We start from the raw sequence: 18,717 nt of genomic DNA, 5'->3' as shown, positions 1-18,717 counted from the left end.
GTATAGATATAATATAGGTTTAAATAAAAAGAGAGGTTTTTATCTTTATAAAAATGATTGGTTTGAGAAAATATTAAACATTATAGTAATGGTAGATTAGTTTTTTAGAATAAAAAAATTATTTTTATTTAGGAATGCTGGACCATCAAGGCCATATTGGATCCATTAAGCAAGTATTTCTTTACTATCATTATGAAAAAGTAAAGGAATCGCAAGAAGAGGCACTTAAATATTTAAAATTTAGACGTTAAATTAAATGATTTCGAATTTCAATTTCAATTGAGTAAGTATTGTGCTAGAGGATGGGGAAGTTTAACACGCTTACTTGTAGAGGCATTTAAATATTATTATCTGGCATTTCTTTAAGGTCATAAAAAAGCAGAAAAAGCATTATTTCCTCGCATTTTACAGCAAAAAAACAGAATAATCGCCTGTCTAGGAAGATCTTCTGTTTTCAATTGATTTAATGGAGATGGCAAAAATCGATTTAATAAAATTTTATTGTCAATAACTTGGAGCATCGCTCCAATTTTCTTTGAACCGCTACGCATCCAACCTTAGTGTGCGCTGAGCCCATTCTAAGATGCTAAAAAATACATGCCGGTCAAATAGAATTGATGACTTTCATCGACAAAAAAGGTTCTCTCCATTCCTCTGGATTATTTCCGACAAATTCAATTTTTATTTTTCTTTCCTTGTTTAAAACGCTTTCATTAAAACGATGGAAAAGTAAAGACCGCATCCATTCTATATAAATGTAAATTTGCTTTTGCTTCATTATGAAAAATCTCGCCTTAAATTTTGTTCATAATATGGAACTGGTAGAAAATCGATAGATCCTATTTCTGACACCCTAGCATAAAAATAAAATAATTTTTAAATTTGTTAAAGAATCCTCATCATCAGGGTTTCAAAAAAATTATTAACGAACATTTTATCAAGGATTGAAACGTATTAAACATTTTCTAAAAAAACTAATTAGGGAAATCATTAATTTAAAAAATGCCATAATGAACCAAAAAAATGCCCATTTTTATTGATAAAAAAAATTTTGAACAGGTTTGCATACATTTTTTCTGGAAATAAATGCTCAGGTTTGGAATAAAACAAGACTCGATCCCTAAGGATAGGGATCTACCACCAGAAGTTTTATCAAATTGAGAAGTTTAGATTCATGAAAAAATTCAATACCTATTATCATTCTTATCTATTTAAATGCTGGCTAGTTGCCTTAGCTTATCAGTCAGGAATTTCCTCTTCTCTAGCGGCTTCCGATGAAAAATATGACGAATTTGCCAAATCTTCATCTGCCTATGTCAACCCAAGTTTGAATCAAGGAACAGGAAACATTAAAATTGTCAAAAAGAAATCTTTTCAAAATGACAGTTTAAAAAATATTGTTGGGGTAACTTCTAACACTAAAACAGCCGTTGGGCAAGTTTCTTCCCTTCCCGTTTCTTCTTCTGACGAGTTAATTGATGATTTAAGTCATTTCTTAGCTAATGATGACAAACTCCTTGCACAACTAACAGATGGCGAGCAATCTTCTTCACTTTTAAATTTAAATACCCCTTTTGATTCCAATCACATTCCCCTTCCGGTTTTGACTCCTTCTCAATATCCTAAAGAATCTCCTATTTCTCAACCTTCTACTTCACAAATCGATTTAGCACCTTCTGCTTCACAACCCTCTCAATCTATTATCGATCGCCCTCAAGGGTCCGTTGACTTACCAGATATCACCCAACCACCAGCCAATCCTCAAAAAATCAACGAGAATAATCCGTCTATTCTTACTTCGCCTAGGTCTGCAAACTCATCTTCTGCAAAGACCTCAACCAATCTTGAAACAACTCCGCAAACAGACGTCCCTTCAAACGGGCAAGGTTTAAAAGAGATCTCGATTAATTTTAACAACGTTTCAATGATTGAATACATTCGATTCATCAGTCGAATCTCTAACAAAAATTTTATTTTTGATGATGAAGATTTACAATTTAATGTCACAATTGTTTCTGAAGAACCAACCTCTGTTGAAAACCTTATGGCAGCCCTTTTACAAGAGCTCAGAATTCGTGATCTACTATTGATTGAACAAGGAAATAATTTAATTATCCATCGCAATTCTCGCGTACGTGCTCCCTCACGAATTGTCTTTAGCGGAACAGAACCCACAACATTTGAAACAGAAATTGTCACTCGTGTATTTCGTTTAAATACTTTAGATCCGCTCAAAGCCAGCGAAATTATTAGACCTCTTCTTTCAGAGGATGCTTTAATAGAGGTCTTACGCGACTCCAATAATCTAATTATCACAGATTTAGTTACTAATGTTAATAAAATTGCTCAACTAATTTCTACCCTTGATGCTCCTAATAGTGGAGTGATAGTTGGACAATATGTGGTTCGAAATGCTTTTGTCGCTTCGCTTGCCGATTTGGCAACTAAAATTCTACAACCAATTGCGCAAGGAAATCCTTTTGTTTTAGTTCCTCATTCCTCAACTAATAGTATTTTTATCGTTTCTAATCCCTTCATTGTAGACAAAACTCTAGCTATTCTCGAAAATTTAGATATTAATGAAGGTAAAACTAAAATCCTTGATCTCGAGAAATTGCGTATACAGCAAGAAGAAGCTACTCGATTAAGATATCCACCAGGAACTCACCCAGGGGGCCCAGATAGCTCAGCCGTTCCGGAAGAGCGAGATACAAGTGGAGTGGGAACAGGTGGAATATCTCCAAAAGGGACTCCTTTACGAGCAGGTGACACTACTGGAACATTAAACATTCCAGGAGCCCCTCTAAATCCTAATTTTTTACCAGGTAATGAAGGAAGGTTAGGAATTTTTAAGGAAAATCAAGAATTTCTTCCCGGTGGAATCTCCCCTAATTCACGTTGGGCTCAAGATCTTCCTGCTGGACACATTGAAAGAACTCTATTTTTCATTTACAAACTTCGCTACCGTAAAGGGGAACAAATCGTCATGGCTCTTCGAAGAATCGGAGAAAGCTTGCAGATGACAGGATTAGCAAATCTAGATTTGATTGCTTCCATTAACAGTAGCCAATGGATTGAATCTTCTAATTCGCTTATTTTTACTGGAACCGTTCCTGCTTTAGAACGAATTAAAGAGCTTATTTTAGAAATCGATACTCCTCTACGGCAAGTTTTTATCGAGATGCTTATTCTTGATACAACTATTACAGATTCTTTAACGTATGGAGTGGACTGGGGATCACGTTTTGGAGGGGGTAACACGGCAGGTGGTCAGAATTTCCTTGGAACAGGGTCTGGGCTTGTGGGTTCTTTAACAAATGCTATCACAAATAATCCTATTGTGGATACCGTTCTAAGTGGGGATGGCTATACAGCCGGTATTATTGGCCGTCATTTAACCCATGGTGGATTGCATTTCAGTACGATTGGAGCTCTGGTTAAAGCCATTCATTCGGATACAAAAATTAATATTATCATGAACCCAAAAATCGTAACGGAAGATAACAATACCGCCGAGGTTTTTGTGGGTTCGACAGACCGTTATAAAACACAGTCAATTGCTAACGACATTGGATCTGTGATTACCAATAATTTCCAATTTATTGATGTGGGGACCACTTTGCGAGTTACTCCATTAATTGGGAATAACGGAATTATCACTCTTGACATCATTCAAGAAGTAACCAATGATGGGGGTAACGCTAATCCTAATGTCGGGAATAATCCCTCTGTAGTGGACGTTAACTTAGTCCCTGTCTTGTCAAAAAGTCGTACAGTTACTAAAGTTCATGTCCCAGACGGATTCTTTGTTATTTTGAGCGGTATGATTCAGAGCACCGAGTCTAGATCTGTAAATAGAATCCCCTGTTTAGGAGGGCTTCCTTTAATAGGAGGAATTTCTAAACAAAAATCGAATCGCGACAGCAAACGTAATCTCATGATTTTTATTCGTCCTCTTATCGTTGATACAGAAGAAGACCTCGAGAGTGTGACCAAACGTCAACAAGATGTTTGTATTGAAAAATCTAAATTCAAAAGATCGTGGAATTATGAACTTGATGAAGCAATGGATTTCTTAAACCTTAAATTGACAGATCCAGATGAAATTGGTCGTACGGTTCGATGATAAAAAAGATTTGTAAATATGCCATCCATCTCGCATTGATAGCTCAATTGGCCTTAACATCAAGTTGCCAAATGACAAATTGTGAGATGGATCCTATCATTGTTTACACACCGCCATCTCATCAACTTACAGATTTACCATCACCTTTTCAACGTCTTTCTCCTGAGGAAGAAAAAAGCGAATGGGGTAAGGAGCTAATCATTGGAGAGGTATTTGCCAAAGAATGGGATTTATATCGAGCTATTACAGCCTATAAAAGAGCTTTAATTCTTATCCCAGAAGAATTAGTCGAACGAAAGCTGCAGCTTCATTATGATCTATTACTTTGTTACTATCTAGGTCATAAATATCAAGAAGTTGTGAACATTTTTGAGTCAACTGATCTCCTTCAAGTGACTTACTTATTTCCTGCCTTCAACAATCTTCTTCTCATTCTTTACGAAAGCTATCAGCAATTAAACCAAGAAGAAAAAGCAGAATGTATTCATAAAATGATTCAAAAATGTTCAAACGAAACAGCTAAAGATTTGACTCTATTTTCTCTTTTGAAAAAAAAACAAATTGACGAAGCTCAATCACTCATTCATCAACATCGAGACTTTAAAAGTATACAATCTATTTTAAATACGTATTCTACATACGCCAAATCGCCCAAACGAGCCCGTTTTTTAAATGCTGTTTTACCAGGAGCTGGCTACTACTATGTAGGCCAAAAAAAATCAGCTTTAACCTCTTTTATGATTAATGCATTATTTACTTACGCTGCTTATCAATTTTTTCAAAGAGGTTATCCGGCTGCGGGTATCATTACAGCTAGTATGGAGATGGGGTGGTACTATGGAGGGATCAATGGGGCTGGTCAAGAAGCTCAGGAATTTAATAATCGTCTTTATGAAGGGGTCTGTAAAAAAATTTTGGTTGATCATCAATTATTTCCAGTTCTTATGTTTCAAACGAGTTTTTAGCGTGAAAAAATATTGTTTTAAATATTTTATGTATAGTTTCATTTTTATTACCCCTTTGTTGAGCGAACCTTGGGGAAAAGATGCGGATTTAATTTCTCCTCATTTTGATGTTTGTCCTTCTTCCTCTTCTTCTCTTTTAGCAAAATTAGGCATGCAAGCCATTCGCTTTCACCAAGAAGTGATCTCACCTGCTGACGGGCCAAGAAGCCATTTTATTCCCAGTAGTTCTCAATATACATTAAATGCAATGCGTAAATACGGTTTTTTTCGAGGTTATACGATGGGGTGTGATCGCTTAATGAGAGAAAATGACGATCCGTGGATTTACCGAACAATTCTCGATCCCAATGGTAAATCAATCAAATGGGATCCTGTTCCCTAAAATTTTATAAAAGTATATTTTTTCTTTCATGAATGGGAGAATTGTGAAGTTAATTCAGCAAGATCTTCTCATAGGTATTTATGGCCTAATAGAAAAAATGATGATGATTATTGATTTGTAAATCAAGAAGCCCTTATAAAGCGCTTTTAAATTTTCCCAAGCCCCTATTACGGTGAGCCTCTTTTAGAAACTCTTACTAAAGAAGTTCAAGAAACAAACATTAAAAGCAAAAATTATTTTTTTGGTAATTTTTCTTTTCTTGTGCCTTATCAAGACTCTAAAGTTGGTTTAAAAGGCCTCTATCACATAGCCCTGACTTATCGAGTTAAGGACGCTAATTTTGAGGATTTTAATATATCAATTATCAATGAAGATGTTAACGAAAGCCTTTGAATCTGTTAGCATACTCTATGTCAAGAAGATTGCTCCCCCTCTTTTAAAAAACCTAGTCGGATTTAATTTCAGTAAAAAGTTTTTACCATAACTTTAACTTATTTGTCCTCTGCCATCAAACAGCTCTGATAATATAAATAAAATTAGTTGGCTACTGGTGAAATAACTGAAGAAGGATCTATGACTTGAGAAGCAGAAATAGCTTCGGGCATAGGCATCGCAGTAATAGGAGGAACAATTTCTGAAATATTTGCTGTATCGATGGATAAAAGCTCATGTGCTCGTATAAAAGCTTTTTGGACAGATAATTGAGGATGTTTTTCGTCAAAAATAAATAAATTGCTTTTTCCCACAATATCAATGATTCCCGAATCACTCAAGACATCCCAAATTTGATGGGTTAATCCACAGCCAATAAGGTGCCTTCCTGAAGATTTCAAATAATGATGAAGTTGTTGTAATGCTAAACAAGTTGTCGCATCAATATCACGCGCATTTTTGAGCTGTAAAATGAGGACTCTTGTTGTTGTATCATCTTCTGTGATTGACTTTAATGCGGCCTGAAATAAATCTGCTGAGCCAAAAAACAGTTCCCCTTCAACCTTAATAAAACGAATACTTCGAGGTTCTTGTAATTGATGGTGATCGATTGTATGCAAGACTCCTTCATTATCTACTGTAAACTCGACAAGCTGAGGAATCGCTGCTTTTTTTAAGTAAAGCGAAATAGACATGATAACACCTATGTAAAAAGCAATATCTAGTCTAAAAAAGATGCAAGACAATATTGTTAAAATCAAAACAAAAGCATCTGATCGCGTAGCTTTCAAACAGACAAATAATTGTTTTAAATTCACGATATTACTAGCTGATGCAACTAGAAGAGCTGCAAAAGCGGCAACAGGAATATGTCTAATGAGAAAACCAAAAGCAAATAAAATTAAAGCAACAGTTAGAGAACTTACTATTGCTGCTAAACGTGTTTTAGCACCATTTTCAAAATTTAATGAACTCCTAGCCGCACTTCCTGATACAGGCATCGCTCCAATAAAAGCACCAAAAAAATTTCCTAAGCCCACTCCAAAAATTTCTTGATTTGTAGAGAGATGCTGACCCGACTTTACGGCGATGGATTTAGAAGCTGTTGTTGCTTCCATGACACTTAAAAGAGCAATAGCAAAAGCGACAGGAAGTAAGTTGTTCATAATGCCTGTATTAAAATAAGGCAAACCCCAATTGGGAATTAATCCCTCACCGTTCGTTTCTCCAACAAGGGCAATAGGTTCCATTATTTTTCCAATATATTCCCAATTGAAAAATTGATATTCATTAACAATAAAATAATTGTAAATATAACCAAAAAAATAAGCAACAAGAGCTACTATAGCTAAAACAATGGCACCAGAAGGAAGCTTTCGATCAATTCTTCTTAATATGAGCAACAAACTTAAACACGTAACACCAATTAAAGCTGTCGGCCAATTGATCGTTGTCAAATGCGTTAAAATATAAACGCTCATCTCATAGAGAGAAGAAAGATGACGAGGGACAGGCATACCAAGTAATGGAAAAATTTGGTTAATCACAAGGGCAAGAGCAACCCCAGAAATATAACCAATAATCACCGTATGACTGACAAAGTGCGTCAACCTTCCCAATTTAAAAAATGCAGCTAAAATTTGAATTGCTCCTACTAACAACATAAGTTGGGATAAAATTTGCAAAATAAGCTGCTCCTTTTCAGGACCAGAAATATCTCGATAATAGGTAAATAAAATTTCTGAAATACAGGCTTGAATTAGAATAGCGATTGCATTGCTAGGACCAACAATCAAATGGCGAGAAGAACAGAAAATAGCTACCACTATAGCAGAAAAAACAGAAGCCAAAATACCACACGAAACTGGTAAACCAGCTACAAGGGCGTAAGCCATTACTTGAGGAACTGTCAGCATAGAAACAGATAAGCCCGACAGTAAATCTAAGCGCAATGCACTCCAAGAATATTTTTCAAAATCTTTCTTGAAAGCAATCAGAGATACTTCGTCATGATGAGAGTGTGACATAATTAAATAGGTAATTTTTTATGGAAATAACTTTATTCTAATTTATTAAAAAACTTAAATTTTTCTTAACGCTGTCTAGGCTTTTTGAAAAAAATATAATATAAAAATAAATGATATTTATTAAATAATAAACAAATTTAACTTTTAATTATAAAACCTATCAGGATTGTTTTGAAACAATTATTTAAAATATATATATATTTTTAATCGCTTTTTATTTAATATTTTTCTGTAGAAATGCTTTTTCGAAGCTCAAAATTCAAGTCAGACCACTTATCAAAAAGATTAGAGCTAAAAATATTAAACTATTTGATTCAGAACTTTTCATTCTAAATTGTTCGTCAATTGTAATCAACCGAGGATCATCATGACCCATTTACCCAAACTCGCCATTGTTGGGCGACCAAATGTGGGAAAATCAGCACTATTTAATCGAATCTGCAAACAAAAAATTGCAATCGTGGATGAAGCGGAAGGAATAACTCGGGATCGATTGTATGCAGAAGGCGAACTATTTGGACTCCATTTTCAAGTAATCGATACAGGCGGTATTAATGCTCGTTCAAAAGAAGTTTTTAATGAAGAAATCAAACGTCAAGCTGAAATCGCGATTGAAGAAGCAGATACTATTGTTCAAGTTGTCGATGCTCATGTCGGTTTAACAGAATTGGATAAAGAAGTTGCGAAAGTTTTGCTAAGAACAAAAAAGCCTGTTTGTTTGGCCGTCAATAAAATTGACAATTTATCACAAACGTCTTTAATGCATCAATTTCATTCTTTAGGAATCAAGCAAATGATTCCCGTTTCAGCAGCGCAAGGCTGGCAAATTGCAGAACTATTGGAAACAGCTTTTGAAAAAATTTCGCGTGAAATTGAATCTCAAGAAACTTTTTCTTCCATTAAAGTGGCGATTGTGGGAAGAGCTAACGTAGGAAAATCTTCCCTGGTTAACTACTTATTAGATGAAGACCGTTGCATTGTTAGTCCTATACCTGGAACAACTCGTGATAGTGTAGATATTTCATTTACCCATAAAGATGAATGCTACACTCTTATTGATACAGCAGGAATAAGACGAAAACGAGCTGAACATGAAGTTGTCGATAAATTTGCTGCAATTCGCACCGAAAGAGCTATTGAAAGGGCTGATTTATGCGTTTTGATGCTAGATGTCCAAGAAGGAATTACAGCGCAGGATAAGAAAATAGCGAATACGATCGAAGAAGCTGGACAAGGCTGTATCATCTTGCTTAATAAATGGGATCTTGTTCAGGGTTTCCGTATGGAACATTGCCTGCAAAACTTGGAGGAAGAAGTTCCTTTTCTTCGTCATTGTCCCAAGATTTTCACCTCTGCTAAAACGGGACGTAACATTGATAAATTGTTTCCTTTAATTCAAGAAGTTTATGCAAATTCGCAAAAAAGAATCACAACACATCAATTGAATAAATTTATCGGAGAAGCACTCCAAAAAAATCATCCTCCTATGATTCAAGGTAAGCGTTTACGCATTTATTATATGGCACAGGTTGCCGTTAAACCTCCCAAATTTATTTTATTCGTTAATTATCCGAATTTGATGACCGATACTTATAAAAAGTATCTTTATAACCAATTTAGGGAAGCTTATGCCTTTACTGGCGTCCCTATTCTTATTCATTTGAAAGGAAAAACAAAAAGAGACAAACCAGTTTCTTCCTTGCCTCTAACTCGAAAACAAACAAAATCAACAGATCAGGAAAATAGTGAATATGATGAATTGTATCAGGAGCAGAGGGTAAGTGATGAAGACTATTATTTTGAAAATGAAGAAGATTTAACAGAAAAATAAGAGGAAACTAAGATGGAAGCTCCGCTTCATTTAAACTTAAATCTTTCGTCTGGTCATTTACCTTCTCAGATAAATACCATTAAAGAAATAGATCGTAAAATAGAAAACACTTTGATTAGAGCTTTTAAAAGCCCTACTTTTTATGCATTTGTTTGTTTGGGAACATTAACGGGACTGTCTTTTTCTACTTTGATTAGAATCACCATCTTATCACCCAAATTACTAAAAACAACTTTATTAGCTTTATCTCTTGCTTTTATTTTTTTACTAAAAAATAACAATCACAAAATTTGGTTTGAGTTTTCTCTTTTATGTATTAGGCTAGAAGCTGCTTTTATTAAAGTTATGTCTAAACTACTTCCCTTTTCTACGAAAAGAAATTGGTATGATGAAATCCAATTTTCTCACAATTCTACCATGAACCATAAATTACTTTTAGGAGCTATTCCTTTAGCGACGATGTCTCACCATCGAGAACTTCAAAATCTTTTATCTGATCGTTCATTTTCTGTTTTAAGTGTTTTAAAAACATTTGAAAACACTGAAAATGGGTGTATAGGATCTCCTGTTTTCCCAACTGACTGGGCTCATTTAAGTATTCCACATAAACAAATTGAAATCTTTGATTTACATCCCATTCCTATCAATGAATTAAACGAAGGGGTTAACTTCATTCATGAGCAATTGCAGCAAAGACATGTGTATGTTCATTGCAAAGTTGGCAGAAGCCGTAGTGCGATGATGATTATTGGATATATCATGAAATATTGCCAGCATGAGCTAGTTCTACAAGAAGGCACGAATTTAGTTCAACAAGCAATCAATTTTGTAAGAAAAAGTCGCCCTCAAATTTACATCAATTCTGTTCAAAAACAAGCTTTAAACAATTATGCTGTCACCCTGATGTCGAATTCTATAACGCTGTAATTGAAATTTAATAGAAAAGTCACTAGGAATAAAAAAACCCGTTTGTTTTACAAAGAATTTTTATTACTTATCTTACCTACGAAAGGGTAGATGGAAAATAATTTTTTTTATCCCTAAATCCAAGTCTCAAAGAAAAAACTTTAAGTTTAAATTACTAGATCGAATCGTTATAAAGTGCAAATTATGTTTGAAATTTTATTGATTTTAATGTGTTTGATTCTTAATGCATTTTTAGCTGGAGCAGAAACAGCTTTTATTGCAGTTAGTAAATCAACTTTGAGAGAATGGATTAAAAAGGGGCATGCAAGAGCTAAATTGCTTTTAACTTTACGCGAAAATCCAGAGAGAACTCTATCCGTTATTCAAATAGGAATTACTTTTTTTGGGGCATTTGCAGCAGCTTTAGGGGGTGCTGGCGCCGAAGAAACCATTACTCCTTGGCTAACTTCTACGTTTAGATTGACTGAAACTTTAGCTGAAATTCTTTCGTTGATGATTGTTGTTGTTCCTTTAACTTTCGTTAGTGTAGTAGTTGGAGAGCTTGTTCCCAAAACTCTGGCATTAAGACGCCCTTTATTTTTTGCTTCGAAATCTGCACCTTGGCTTTTTCAGGCCAGCCGATTTATCAGCCCTATTGTTTCTTCACTTGAATGGTCGACCAAAATGGTTTTAGCCTCTTTTCCAAAGCACCACGTTGTGAGTGAAGAAAGTCAAGAGGAATCAAATTTTCCCTTAGAACATCTTTCAACGTTCGATAAGCAATACATTTTTAATATTGTTAAGGTTGAAAAAAAAACTGTCAGAGAAATTTTTGTTAGTTGGCCTGAAGTTATTAGCGTTAACTGTGCTCAAACATTGTCCGAAGTAGAAAACATTGTCATCTCATCAGGTCATACACGCTTACCTGTTTTACAAGGTCAAGAAGTTATGGGAATTATCAACGCTAAAGAATTTTTAGCTTTTCAAAAAACTGGGCAACAAAATTGGATGTCTATTGTTCGTCCCCCCCTTAAAATTGAAGATAAATTACCCATTCTCTCTGCTCTTCGTTTTATGCAAGATCATCGGAGTCATATGGCTATTGTCTATCAAGGAAAAAATAAAAGGGGGATTGTTACCATGGAAGCTATTTTCGAAGAAATTGTCGGTGATATTTACGATGAAGAAGATGATGGATCATTAAAAAGAATCTTGGGTCGTTCTATAAAATAATTTGTAAAATTAGAAGAATTTTTTTTTATTATTCTACATCTGAAAGAGTCATATGATCATCATCTTTTTCTTCGTAAGTGAGAAGTTCAATTAGTTCATTTCTGGTGAACTTTTTCAAGGTATTTTGATCATCAACGCCAATGATTTCTTCCATTAACTGGCCTTTTCGGTTTATCATTGCATCAATTTTTTCTTCAAAAGTTCCTTTTGTCACAAGTTTAAAAACTTGAACTCCTTTCATTTGCCCAATTCGGTGAACACGATCTGTCGCTTGATTTTCACGTGCCGCGTTCCACCAACGATCATAATGAATCACAACAGAAGCTGCTGTTAAGTCAATTCCCAATCCTGCGGCTTGAAGTGATCCCACAAAAACTTCACACGAAGGATCATGATTAAACTTTTGCAGCTGTCCTTTTCGATTTTGTGTTGACCCTCGAATCGACGCGTAACCGATTTTTTGATCATTTAAGTAATTTTCAATAATATCTAGCATGCCCAGATATTGTGAAAAAATTACTACTTTTTGCTGGCTTTCTCTTGCTTCACGTAAAAGCTCTATAAAAAGTTCCCATTTACCAGAAGAGTATTTTTGATAGTCTCCCGGATTTTTTAAATGAACTGCTGGATGATTACAAATTTGCTTAAGACTAGAAAGAAGAGCAAAAATATGTAAATAGGGGATAGGTGTTTGATCATCTTTTAAATCTTGCATTAAATGACGTTTACGCTGTTCTAAAACTTCTGTATAAAGTTGCTGTTGATAAGGAGACAAATCACAATAGGCTATTTCTTCACTCTTTTCGGGTAAATCTTTCAACACATCTTCTTTTTTACGACGCAATGTAAAAGGTTTAATTAATCGATTTAGGATATCTTTTTTGTGTGAATTATATTCTCTTTCAATAGGTTTAATAAAAAGCTCTCGATAGTCATTTTCGTTTGGCATGTAAGTTGGCAGAACGATGTCAAATAAAGATTTCAATTCTCTCAAATGATTTTCAATGGGAGTCCCCGTTAATCCTAATTTCATTTGAGCTTTAACATTTTTTAAAGCAGCGTAAACTAAACTTGTCTGATTCTTGGCAACTTGAATTTCATCGAAAATAGCAATTTCAAAATTCACTTGAGAGAGAAGTTCTTTCTCGTTACGAAGAATTCCATAAGATGTCAGAAGAATATCATAACTTTGATGAAAAGCCGCTAAACTACGTTTTACACCAAAAAATGTACAAATTCTCAAACCTGGCAAAAATTGCTCTAATTTATCTTGCCAATGGTAAATGACAGAAGTTGGACAAACGATAAGAAAGTGCCTTTGAATACCTTCTGCATAATTACGATAAAGATTAGCTACAGAAGCTATCAAAGCCATGGCTTGATGGGTTTTTCCCAGCCCCATATCATCGCAAAGTAAACCAGCTAATTGTTGATGATAAAGAAACCATAACCATTGAACACCAATTTCTTGATACGGTCTTAAATGACTGTTAAGACCTGTAATATTAGGTACATCTGGGGTTTGAAGTTCCTGTAAAGCGATAAAATTTTTCTGACTAGTTTCTAATTCAAGATTTTCAGTTTCAAAAAATTGTATTTGCTCAAAAGCATTGAGGCGCATAAATTCTAACGTTGTTAAAAAAACCACTTCTTCATCTTTATCAAATCGATCTTTATCTAATCTGCGAATCCAATCTAATTGTTTATCTTGAAGAGCGATTAATCCTGCCTCAAAAAAAGCAAATTGTTGCTTCTTTTTGTTTAAAGCTTGGCGAAGAGCCGTAATTGGGATAATGCCATTTTCAGTTTGATAATATAGTTTAAAGCGATACCAACCTTTACCTTTTTTCTCTTCCGCTTCAACAAAACTTGTCACCAATTGTTTTTTTTGAGGTTTGAGAAATCTTGGGTCGATATCATGAATGTAAGGGCGAATTTCTTCCATTTCATAAGAGAGAAATAAATCTAATTCTTCCCCTGCTAATTCAATAGGGTAGCGAAATTTTTCAGGAAGTCTTAAGGGAGCAGAGAGCTCATAAAACCCTTTTTTCTCGATATAAATGAAATCATCAAACAAACGAAAATTTGTGTCTTTCAAAAAAGGTAACAAAACGTATTCAGGATTAATTTTTATGGTGCCCTTTTGAGTCATCTGAAGATGGAGTTTCGTTTTTTCGAGAGGACATTTTTCATAAAAAAAATGAGGAATCAAAGATAGCTCGTCGCGATTCATTCGAATAAATAAAGGAACTTGTTCGGGACTTAATGAAAAACCAGGCTTTAATAAATGACTAAACGGGCCAACGGATTTAGAATAAAATCCATATTCTTCTAAATAAACCCATACTCCAAAATCCTGCAAACGAGCTCGTTGTTTTGCTTTCGCTAGGGAGCATTGAAAAGTAAGACGATTTGTTTCACTCACTTGATAACTTAATTGATATTCAATGCTTCTAATATGCGTATGAAATCCTTCTATGTTATTTAACCAACCACGATTTTGTGTCACAAAATCTGATACTTGATAAATAGGAATCATCGTTTCCACTTCCTCAAATCGCTTATTTTCTAAGGGATAAAAACCTTCTCCATCTAGATAAGCCCAATCTCCAATGATTCGTGAATAGTTTAAAGATAAGTCGCCTATTTCAAATAAATAAGCAACAATATGCAAATTCCATTTTTTATCGAAAAACAATTGATAGGAAGGAACCTGTACAGATCTATGAATCACTTCATTCGTTAATAAAGTAGAAAGAAAACGTTGATGCTCAGTTAAAGCAACGGACAATTGTTCTCCTTCTAATTCTGGAGTTTGCAATAGATTATGTGGTTCATCAGTATAAAACCCCTCTTCAGGAATAAATATCCAATTTTCTAAACGTATCCCACCTAAGTAAGTATCCGATTCCTTTTTAATTTTGGGTGCTTTCTCAAGAGATCCTTCAAATATGCGCATGATTCCCGTTGTTTTATCATACTCTATACGATCAATTCCTTGATTATTAGCATTTCGAACTGATAAGGGAGATTTGACAGTAGCTAAAGAAGGAATAATGAATGGCAAATTAGCTTCCGATAAATAAAACCCTATTTCTAAATCGTAGAAATCAATTTGTATCCAATTAGGGAGTTTCTTTTTAGAATACTGGAATGATACTTGATACTCTTCTTGATTATCTTGTTTACGCATTAGCCATTTCGCTAAATCACTCCAATAAGAAAGATCATATCTTAACTGTGGATTAGGCCTACCCTCACGCCAAAGTAAAAGATCTTCGTTGGATAAATTAGAAAATTTTAGAGAAGTTTCTTCTGTTTCTTTAGGGCGAGGAGTCACTAGTTCATCTAAAAATAAAATCGATGAATCACTCAAAGCTTTGATAGAAAAAATAATTTTCTCTGAACTAGACTGAAAAATATAATGACCAGGTTGGAGTTGCTTTAGCTCCATTAATGTGTCATTTAAACGATCTTCATAAAGGAAACAAAGATGATTCCACAAAGATCGTTCAAATCTTAAATGTAAGGGTGTTTCATTTGTATTGAATAAACTCAAATAAGCAACAAGTTGATGTAAGCATCCTTCATCTTGACTATTACACGAACAAAAAGCATCTTTAATGTTTCCTTGTGCTTCTAATTGGAGAAAAACCCAATACTCTAAATGTGTGTATAAATCTTCAACAAGAATCTGATAAGTTGCCCCAGAAAATTCAATCTCTTTCGCTAATTTTGCATTTAGCGATTTTTCTGCATCTTGAAAGTAAGGTTGTAAATAAGCAGGAATAGCAGTCATCGTTTCTCTTTAAAGCTAAAAGGACAATCAAATTTTCTTCAAAACTTTTAATCATATAATAATCAGAAAAATAAATGTATAAATTCTAGAGCTAATTGCAAGACTCTGAAATTTTGAATTTTTTGTGGTAATTAAAGAAGTAATGATGTTTCAAGTGCTAAATGTTCAAACATAAGGTCAATAAAAGAGGCTTAATACTCTAAGTCTGATTTAAGCTCTTCCAAAAGAATTCCAGAAGGTAGCTGATCACCAAATAACCGGTCTTTTTCTATCTGAGAAAATATTCTTTCAGAAGACAAACGATGGGTTAAATCAACATCTGGAAATTTTTTAATTAACTTCTGAATTAGAGTTTCAGATACATTCAATTCTCTTTGATTTGTCTTTTTTGCTAACTGTTCTAACAAGAAAAGGTAGTGAAATGGATCTTTAGGAGTGATTTTTAACAACAGCTCAATCCATTTTTCAACCATGTCTTTTGAGATAACTTGACCTGCAGATCCATAAATCAAATTCCTCGTTCCAATTCGCGAAAGAGCCCAATAATCGCATATTTCTTCTTCACCTCGAACAAATCTTTGAAGAATTAAATTCCCTAATCGATGTTTTAAAGAAAGTTCAATCCTTTCCAAAGCCGCAAAAGCTCTAATTTTTTCTGAATAGGCATAAACTTCATTTTTTCGCTTACAATTTAATTGACCACTTTTCTTATCCACCAAAGTCTCTATTAAATCACTAGCTATTTGCATTTGTTGGCCTTTATTCAGCCCTCCAGCGATTCGTCTAAAACAAATCCATTTTTGAATTAAAACCTCTTGTGTTTTGCTGCTCTTGAAATCACTTAAAATAATTTTCCATAGCTCTTTAACCCGAAAATCGTCAAGAGGAAATCCAAATCCTGGGCGCAGAAAAAATCCTGCTAAATTCCACCATCGCGTTTCATATTCTTGCGAAAGTTTGCGATTTGCTGCACACTTTAATAAAGGATTCCACAATTCTCTTAAAATGCTTAACGACCAATCTTTCCTTTCTATTCCTAATTGATTTTCAAGTTTTTCTATCAATTGATTTGATTTGATAGATGAGGTTCCCATAAAAAATTCTTCAAGGATTTTTGAAGCAAGTTTTAAATAAGTCGTATCAAATGTTTCATCCTTTCTTATCTTATCGATAAATTGTAAACTATCCTCTTGCCCAGACACTGAACGGAGTTGAAATTCTAAATGCCAACGGTGTTCAGTTTTTTGAGATTCTAACCAAAGTTCCAAAGTACCAATTGGAGTAAGTTGAATATTCAAACAAGCAGGAATTTCTTCGTTTTCTGTTTGTTTTTTTCCATAGCGAAGAACCGTTTGAATCAAGGGTAAGCGATGCATTTCTTGTTCATCAATCAATATCTGATCACCTTCTTTATCATTTAATCTCATATGTGACGTCAATAAATGAAAACACACTGGAGTATTAGTCCGAAGAAAAAACGTTTGCGTGGGTTTGAATACAGCTCCTTCCTCAGCTCCTCTAGAAAGCAAGGTTAAAGCTTTTTTAACAATTTTTCCTTGAGCATCTTTAACATCTATTTCCAAATAATAAGTTCTTGGCAAACCTCCTCTGATAGAAACACCTTGACCTCGACGCGCTTTTGCATAATAGGCTGCTCCTTTTGCAACAGCTAAGTCCAAACTAGCAGAAATTAAAACGGAGGGAGGAACAGATGAAAACCATTGAGCAAGAGCATCAATAATTGCTTGCTGGAACAAAATTGGCTTTAGAACACCTCCATTAAAAAGAATATAGTTGATTTTTTTATTGGTTTGAAAATAGTTTGCTTGCTGCAAAAAACGAGCCAAATGCTTTAAAATTGATGGCTCATCTTCATAAGGTAAACCAACTGTTCTGATTCCTTTTGTCTTATTAAATTTTAATGCCTCATCTAAGTTAAGAAAATTAAAAAAGCCCTTTAATAAATACTGTTGTAATTCTCCCCTTGTAAGAGAGGCTGACATACTACCTTTAATGACAGACGATCCAGAGCCTTGCAAAGTTACTGTATACGACTCTTTCACTTGTTTGGTATCCAATAACGCTTCTTTAGCAAAACGAGCTTCAGCGAGTAATTGAAGCCATTGAGTTGACTCAAGATTGGAAAATCCTTGTGCTTGAAATTTTTGTTCCAGATAATGGGCAAGAGCAGAATCCATGTTATCTCCCCCCAGCAATAAATGGTCTCCTACAGATCTACGTTGAAAAAAAAGCTCTTTTCCTTTTTCCTGAATTTCAATTAAACTAAAATCAGTTGTTCCTCCTCCGACATCACACACTAAAATAGTTTCTCCAGCAGAAAAAATCTCTTTCCACTGTTTCTCATTTTGAGAAATCCAACTATAAAAAGCTGCTTGAGGCTCTTCTAAAAGCGTCACATGTCGCAATCCTGCCAAACGAGCAGCTTCAATTGTAAGAGTGCGAGCTACCTCATCAAAAGAAGCTGGCACAGTCAAAATAATTTCTTGTTCTTCAAATTCTGAAGAATGATCTTCTCTTGCAAAAGATTGATTCCATGCCTCTTTAAGATGAGCCAAATATTTTGCACAAGCTTCGACAGGGCTAATTCTTTGTAGAGGATCTGCTGCCTCTATTGGTAATATTTTATCCTGTCTGTTAGCTGCTACATGACAAAGCCAACTTTTAGCCGATTGGACAAGTTTCGTCGGAACACGAGCTCCTTCTAATTTAGCAAATTGCCCCACAACAGAAAATTTTTCTTCTTTCCAAGGAAGGCGTAAAGCCCCTTCCGGCCATTCATTCGTGCTTAATAGATAACAGAATGAAGGGAGCGTTGAGAGAGATTCAATCTTTCCAGGTGCTGTTAACTGAGAAATAGAGAACAGCTCTATAGCCCAATACGGTTTTAACGTATCTATGAAAGAAATTGCACTATTTGTAGTCCCTAAATCAATGCCTATAATGTAGCGCATAGTCCTCAGAAAATTAAATTTGAATTTAATGAAAGAAAAACATG

11 protein-coding genes are annotated in these 18,717 nt (G+C 34.6%); 6 read left to right on the top strand and 5 right to left on the bottom strand.

The features are described 5' to 3' along the window. Positions 1-368: 368 nt before the first annotated feature. Positions 369-551 (bottom strand): hypothetical protein, encoded by a 183-nt coding sequence (locus BU804_RS03810; RefSeq protein WP_075883041.1) that lies wholly within the window; start codon positions 549-551, stop codon positions 369-371. A gap of 53 nt (positions 552-604) precedes the next feature. After that, positions 605-778, bottom strand: coding sequence for a hypothetical protein (locus BU804_RS13225; protein ID WP_158025012.1), 174 nt, complete (start codon positions 776-778; stop codon positions 605-607). Between the two features lie 396 nt (positions 779-1,174). Here BU804_RS13225 and BU804_RS03805 point away from each other — a divergent pair, with 396 nt between their 5' ends. The 3 genes from BU804_RS03805 to yidD are packed head-to-tail and all read left to right on the top strand — an operon-like array spanning position 1,175 to position 5,473. Continuing rightward, positions 1,175-4,126 (top strand): hypothetical protein, encoded by a 2,952-nt coding sequence (locus BU804_RS03805; RefSeq protein ID WP_075883040.1) that lies wholly within the window; start codon positions 1,175-1,177, stop codon positions 4,124-4,126. Continuing rightward, positions 4,123-5,091: a hypothetical protein gene (locus BU804_RS03800; RefSeq protein WP_075883039.1), complete on the top strand. Its 969-nt coding sequence runs from the start codon at positions 4,123-4,125 to the stop codon at positions 5,089-5,091. The genes BU804_RS03805 and BU804_RS03800 overlap by 4 nt, the downstream gene beginning before the upstream one ends. 1 nt (position 5,092) lies before the next feature. Continuing rightward, a complete protein-coding gene (gene yidD / locus BU804_RS03795; protein ID WP_193427193.1) occupies positions 5,093-5,473 on the top strand; it encodes a membrane protein insertion efficiency factor YidD in 381 nt (126 codons plus the stop codon). A 536-nt stretch (positions 5,474-6,009) separates the two neighbouring features. Here the strand turns inward: yidD and BU804_RS03790 are convergent. Beyond that, positions 6,010-7,932 (bottom strand): SulP family inorganic anion transporter, encoded by a 1,923-nt coding sequence (locus tag BU804_RS03790; RefSeq protein ID WP_075883038.1) that lies wholly within the window; start codon positions 7,930-7,932, stop codon positions 6,010-6,012. Between the two features lie 367 nt (positions 7,933-8,299). Here BU804_RS03790 and der point away from each other — a divergent pair, with 367 nt between their 5' ends. From der to BU804_RS03775, 3 genes are all read left to right on the top strand, one after another. Further along, a complete protein-coding gene (gene der / locus BU804_RS03785; protein ID WP_075883037.1) occupies positions 8,300-9,763 on the top strand; it encodes a ribosome biogenesis GTPase Der in 1,464 nt (487 codons plus the stop codon). A 12-nt stretch (positions 9,764-9,775) separates the two neighbouring features. Beyond that, complete coding sequence (locus tag BU804_RS03780) at positions 9,776-10,690, top strand: dual specificity protein phosphatase family protein (protein ID WP_075883036.1); 915 nt, start codon at positions 9,776-9,778, stop codon at positions 10,688-10,690. 183 nt (positions 10,691-10,873) lie between these two features. Continuing rightward, positions 10,874-11,902: a hemolysin family protein gene (locus tag BU804_RS03775; protein ID WP_075883035.1), complete on the top strand. Its 1,029-nt coding sequence runs from the start codon at positions 10,874-10,876 to the stop codon at positions 11,900-11,902. A gap of 28 nt (positions 11,903-11,930) precedes the next feature. On the opposite strand, the gene BU804_RS03770 is transcribed toward BU804_RS03775, so the two are convergent. Both BU804_RS03770 and BU804_RS03765 read right to left on the bottom strand, forming a co-directional pair. Then, entirely contained in the window at positions 11,931-15,701 is a 3,771-nt protein-coding gene (locus BU804_RS03770) for a DEAD/DEAH box helicase (RefSeq protein ID WP_075883034.1), read from the bottom strand. 191 nt (positions 15,702-15,892) lie between these two features. Continuing rightward, a complete protein-coding gene (locus BU804_RS03765; RefSeq protein WP_075883033.1) occupies positions 15,893-18,673 on the bottom strand; it encodes a hsp70 family protein in 2,781 nt (926 codons plus the stop codon). Between the last annotated feature and the right edge of the window lie 44 nt (positions 18,674-18,717).

The organism is Candidatus Protochlamydia sp. W-9, from assembly GCF_001950615.1.
Classification (GTDB): domain Bacteria; phylum Chlamydiota; class Chlamydiia; order Chlamydiales; family Parachlamydiaceae; genus Protochlamydia; species Protochlamydia amoebophila.
This window is presented reverse-complemented; position numbering and strand designations above follow the sequence as displayed.

Bases quoted from the DNA above. Each gene is read 5' to 3' on its own strand.
- BU804_RS03765 (WP_075883033.1), bottom strand. From the start codon at position 18,673: ATGCGCTACATTATAGGCATTGATTTAGGGACTACAAATAGTGCAATT.
- BU804_RS03800 (WP_075883039.1), top strand. From the start codon at position 4,123: ATGATAAAAAAGATTTGTAAATATGCCATCCATCTCGCATTGATAGCT.
- BU804_RS03810 (WP_075883041.1), bottom strand. From the start codon at position 551: ATGCGTAGCGGTTCAAAGAAAATTGGAGCGATGCTCCAAGTTATTGAC.
- BU804_RS03780 (WP_075883036.1), top strand. From the start codon at position 9,776: ATGGAAGCTCCGCTTCATTTAAACTTAAATCTTTCGTCTGGTCATTTA.
- BU804_RS03790 (WP_075883038.1), bottom strand. From the start codon at position 7,932: ATGTCACACTCTCATCATGACGAAGTATCTCTGATTGCTTTCAAGAAA.
- BU804_RS03770 (WP_075883034.1), bottom strand. From the start codon at position 15,701: ATGACTGCTATTCCTGCTTATTTACAACCTTACTTTCAAGATGCAGAA.
- BU804_RS03805 (WP_075883040.1), top strand. From the start codon at position 1,175: ATGAAAAAATTCAATACCTATTATCATTCTTATCTATTTAAATGCTGG.
- BU804_RS03775 (WP_075883035.1), top strand. From the start codon at position 10,874: ATGTTTGAAATTTTATTGATTTTAATGTGTTTGATTCTTAATGCATTT.
- der (WP_075883037.1), top strand. From the start codon at position 8,300: ATGACCCATTTACCCAAACTCGCCATTGTTGGGCGACCAAATGTGGGA.
- BU804_RS13225 (WP_158025012.1), bottom strand. From the start codon at position 778: ATGAAGCAAAAGCAAATTTACATTTATATAGAATGGATGCGGTCTTTA.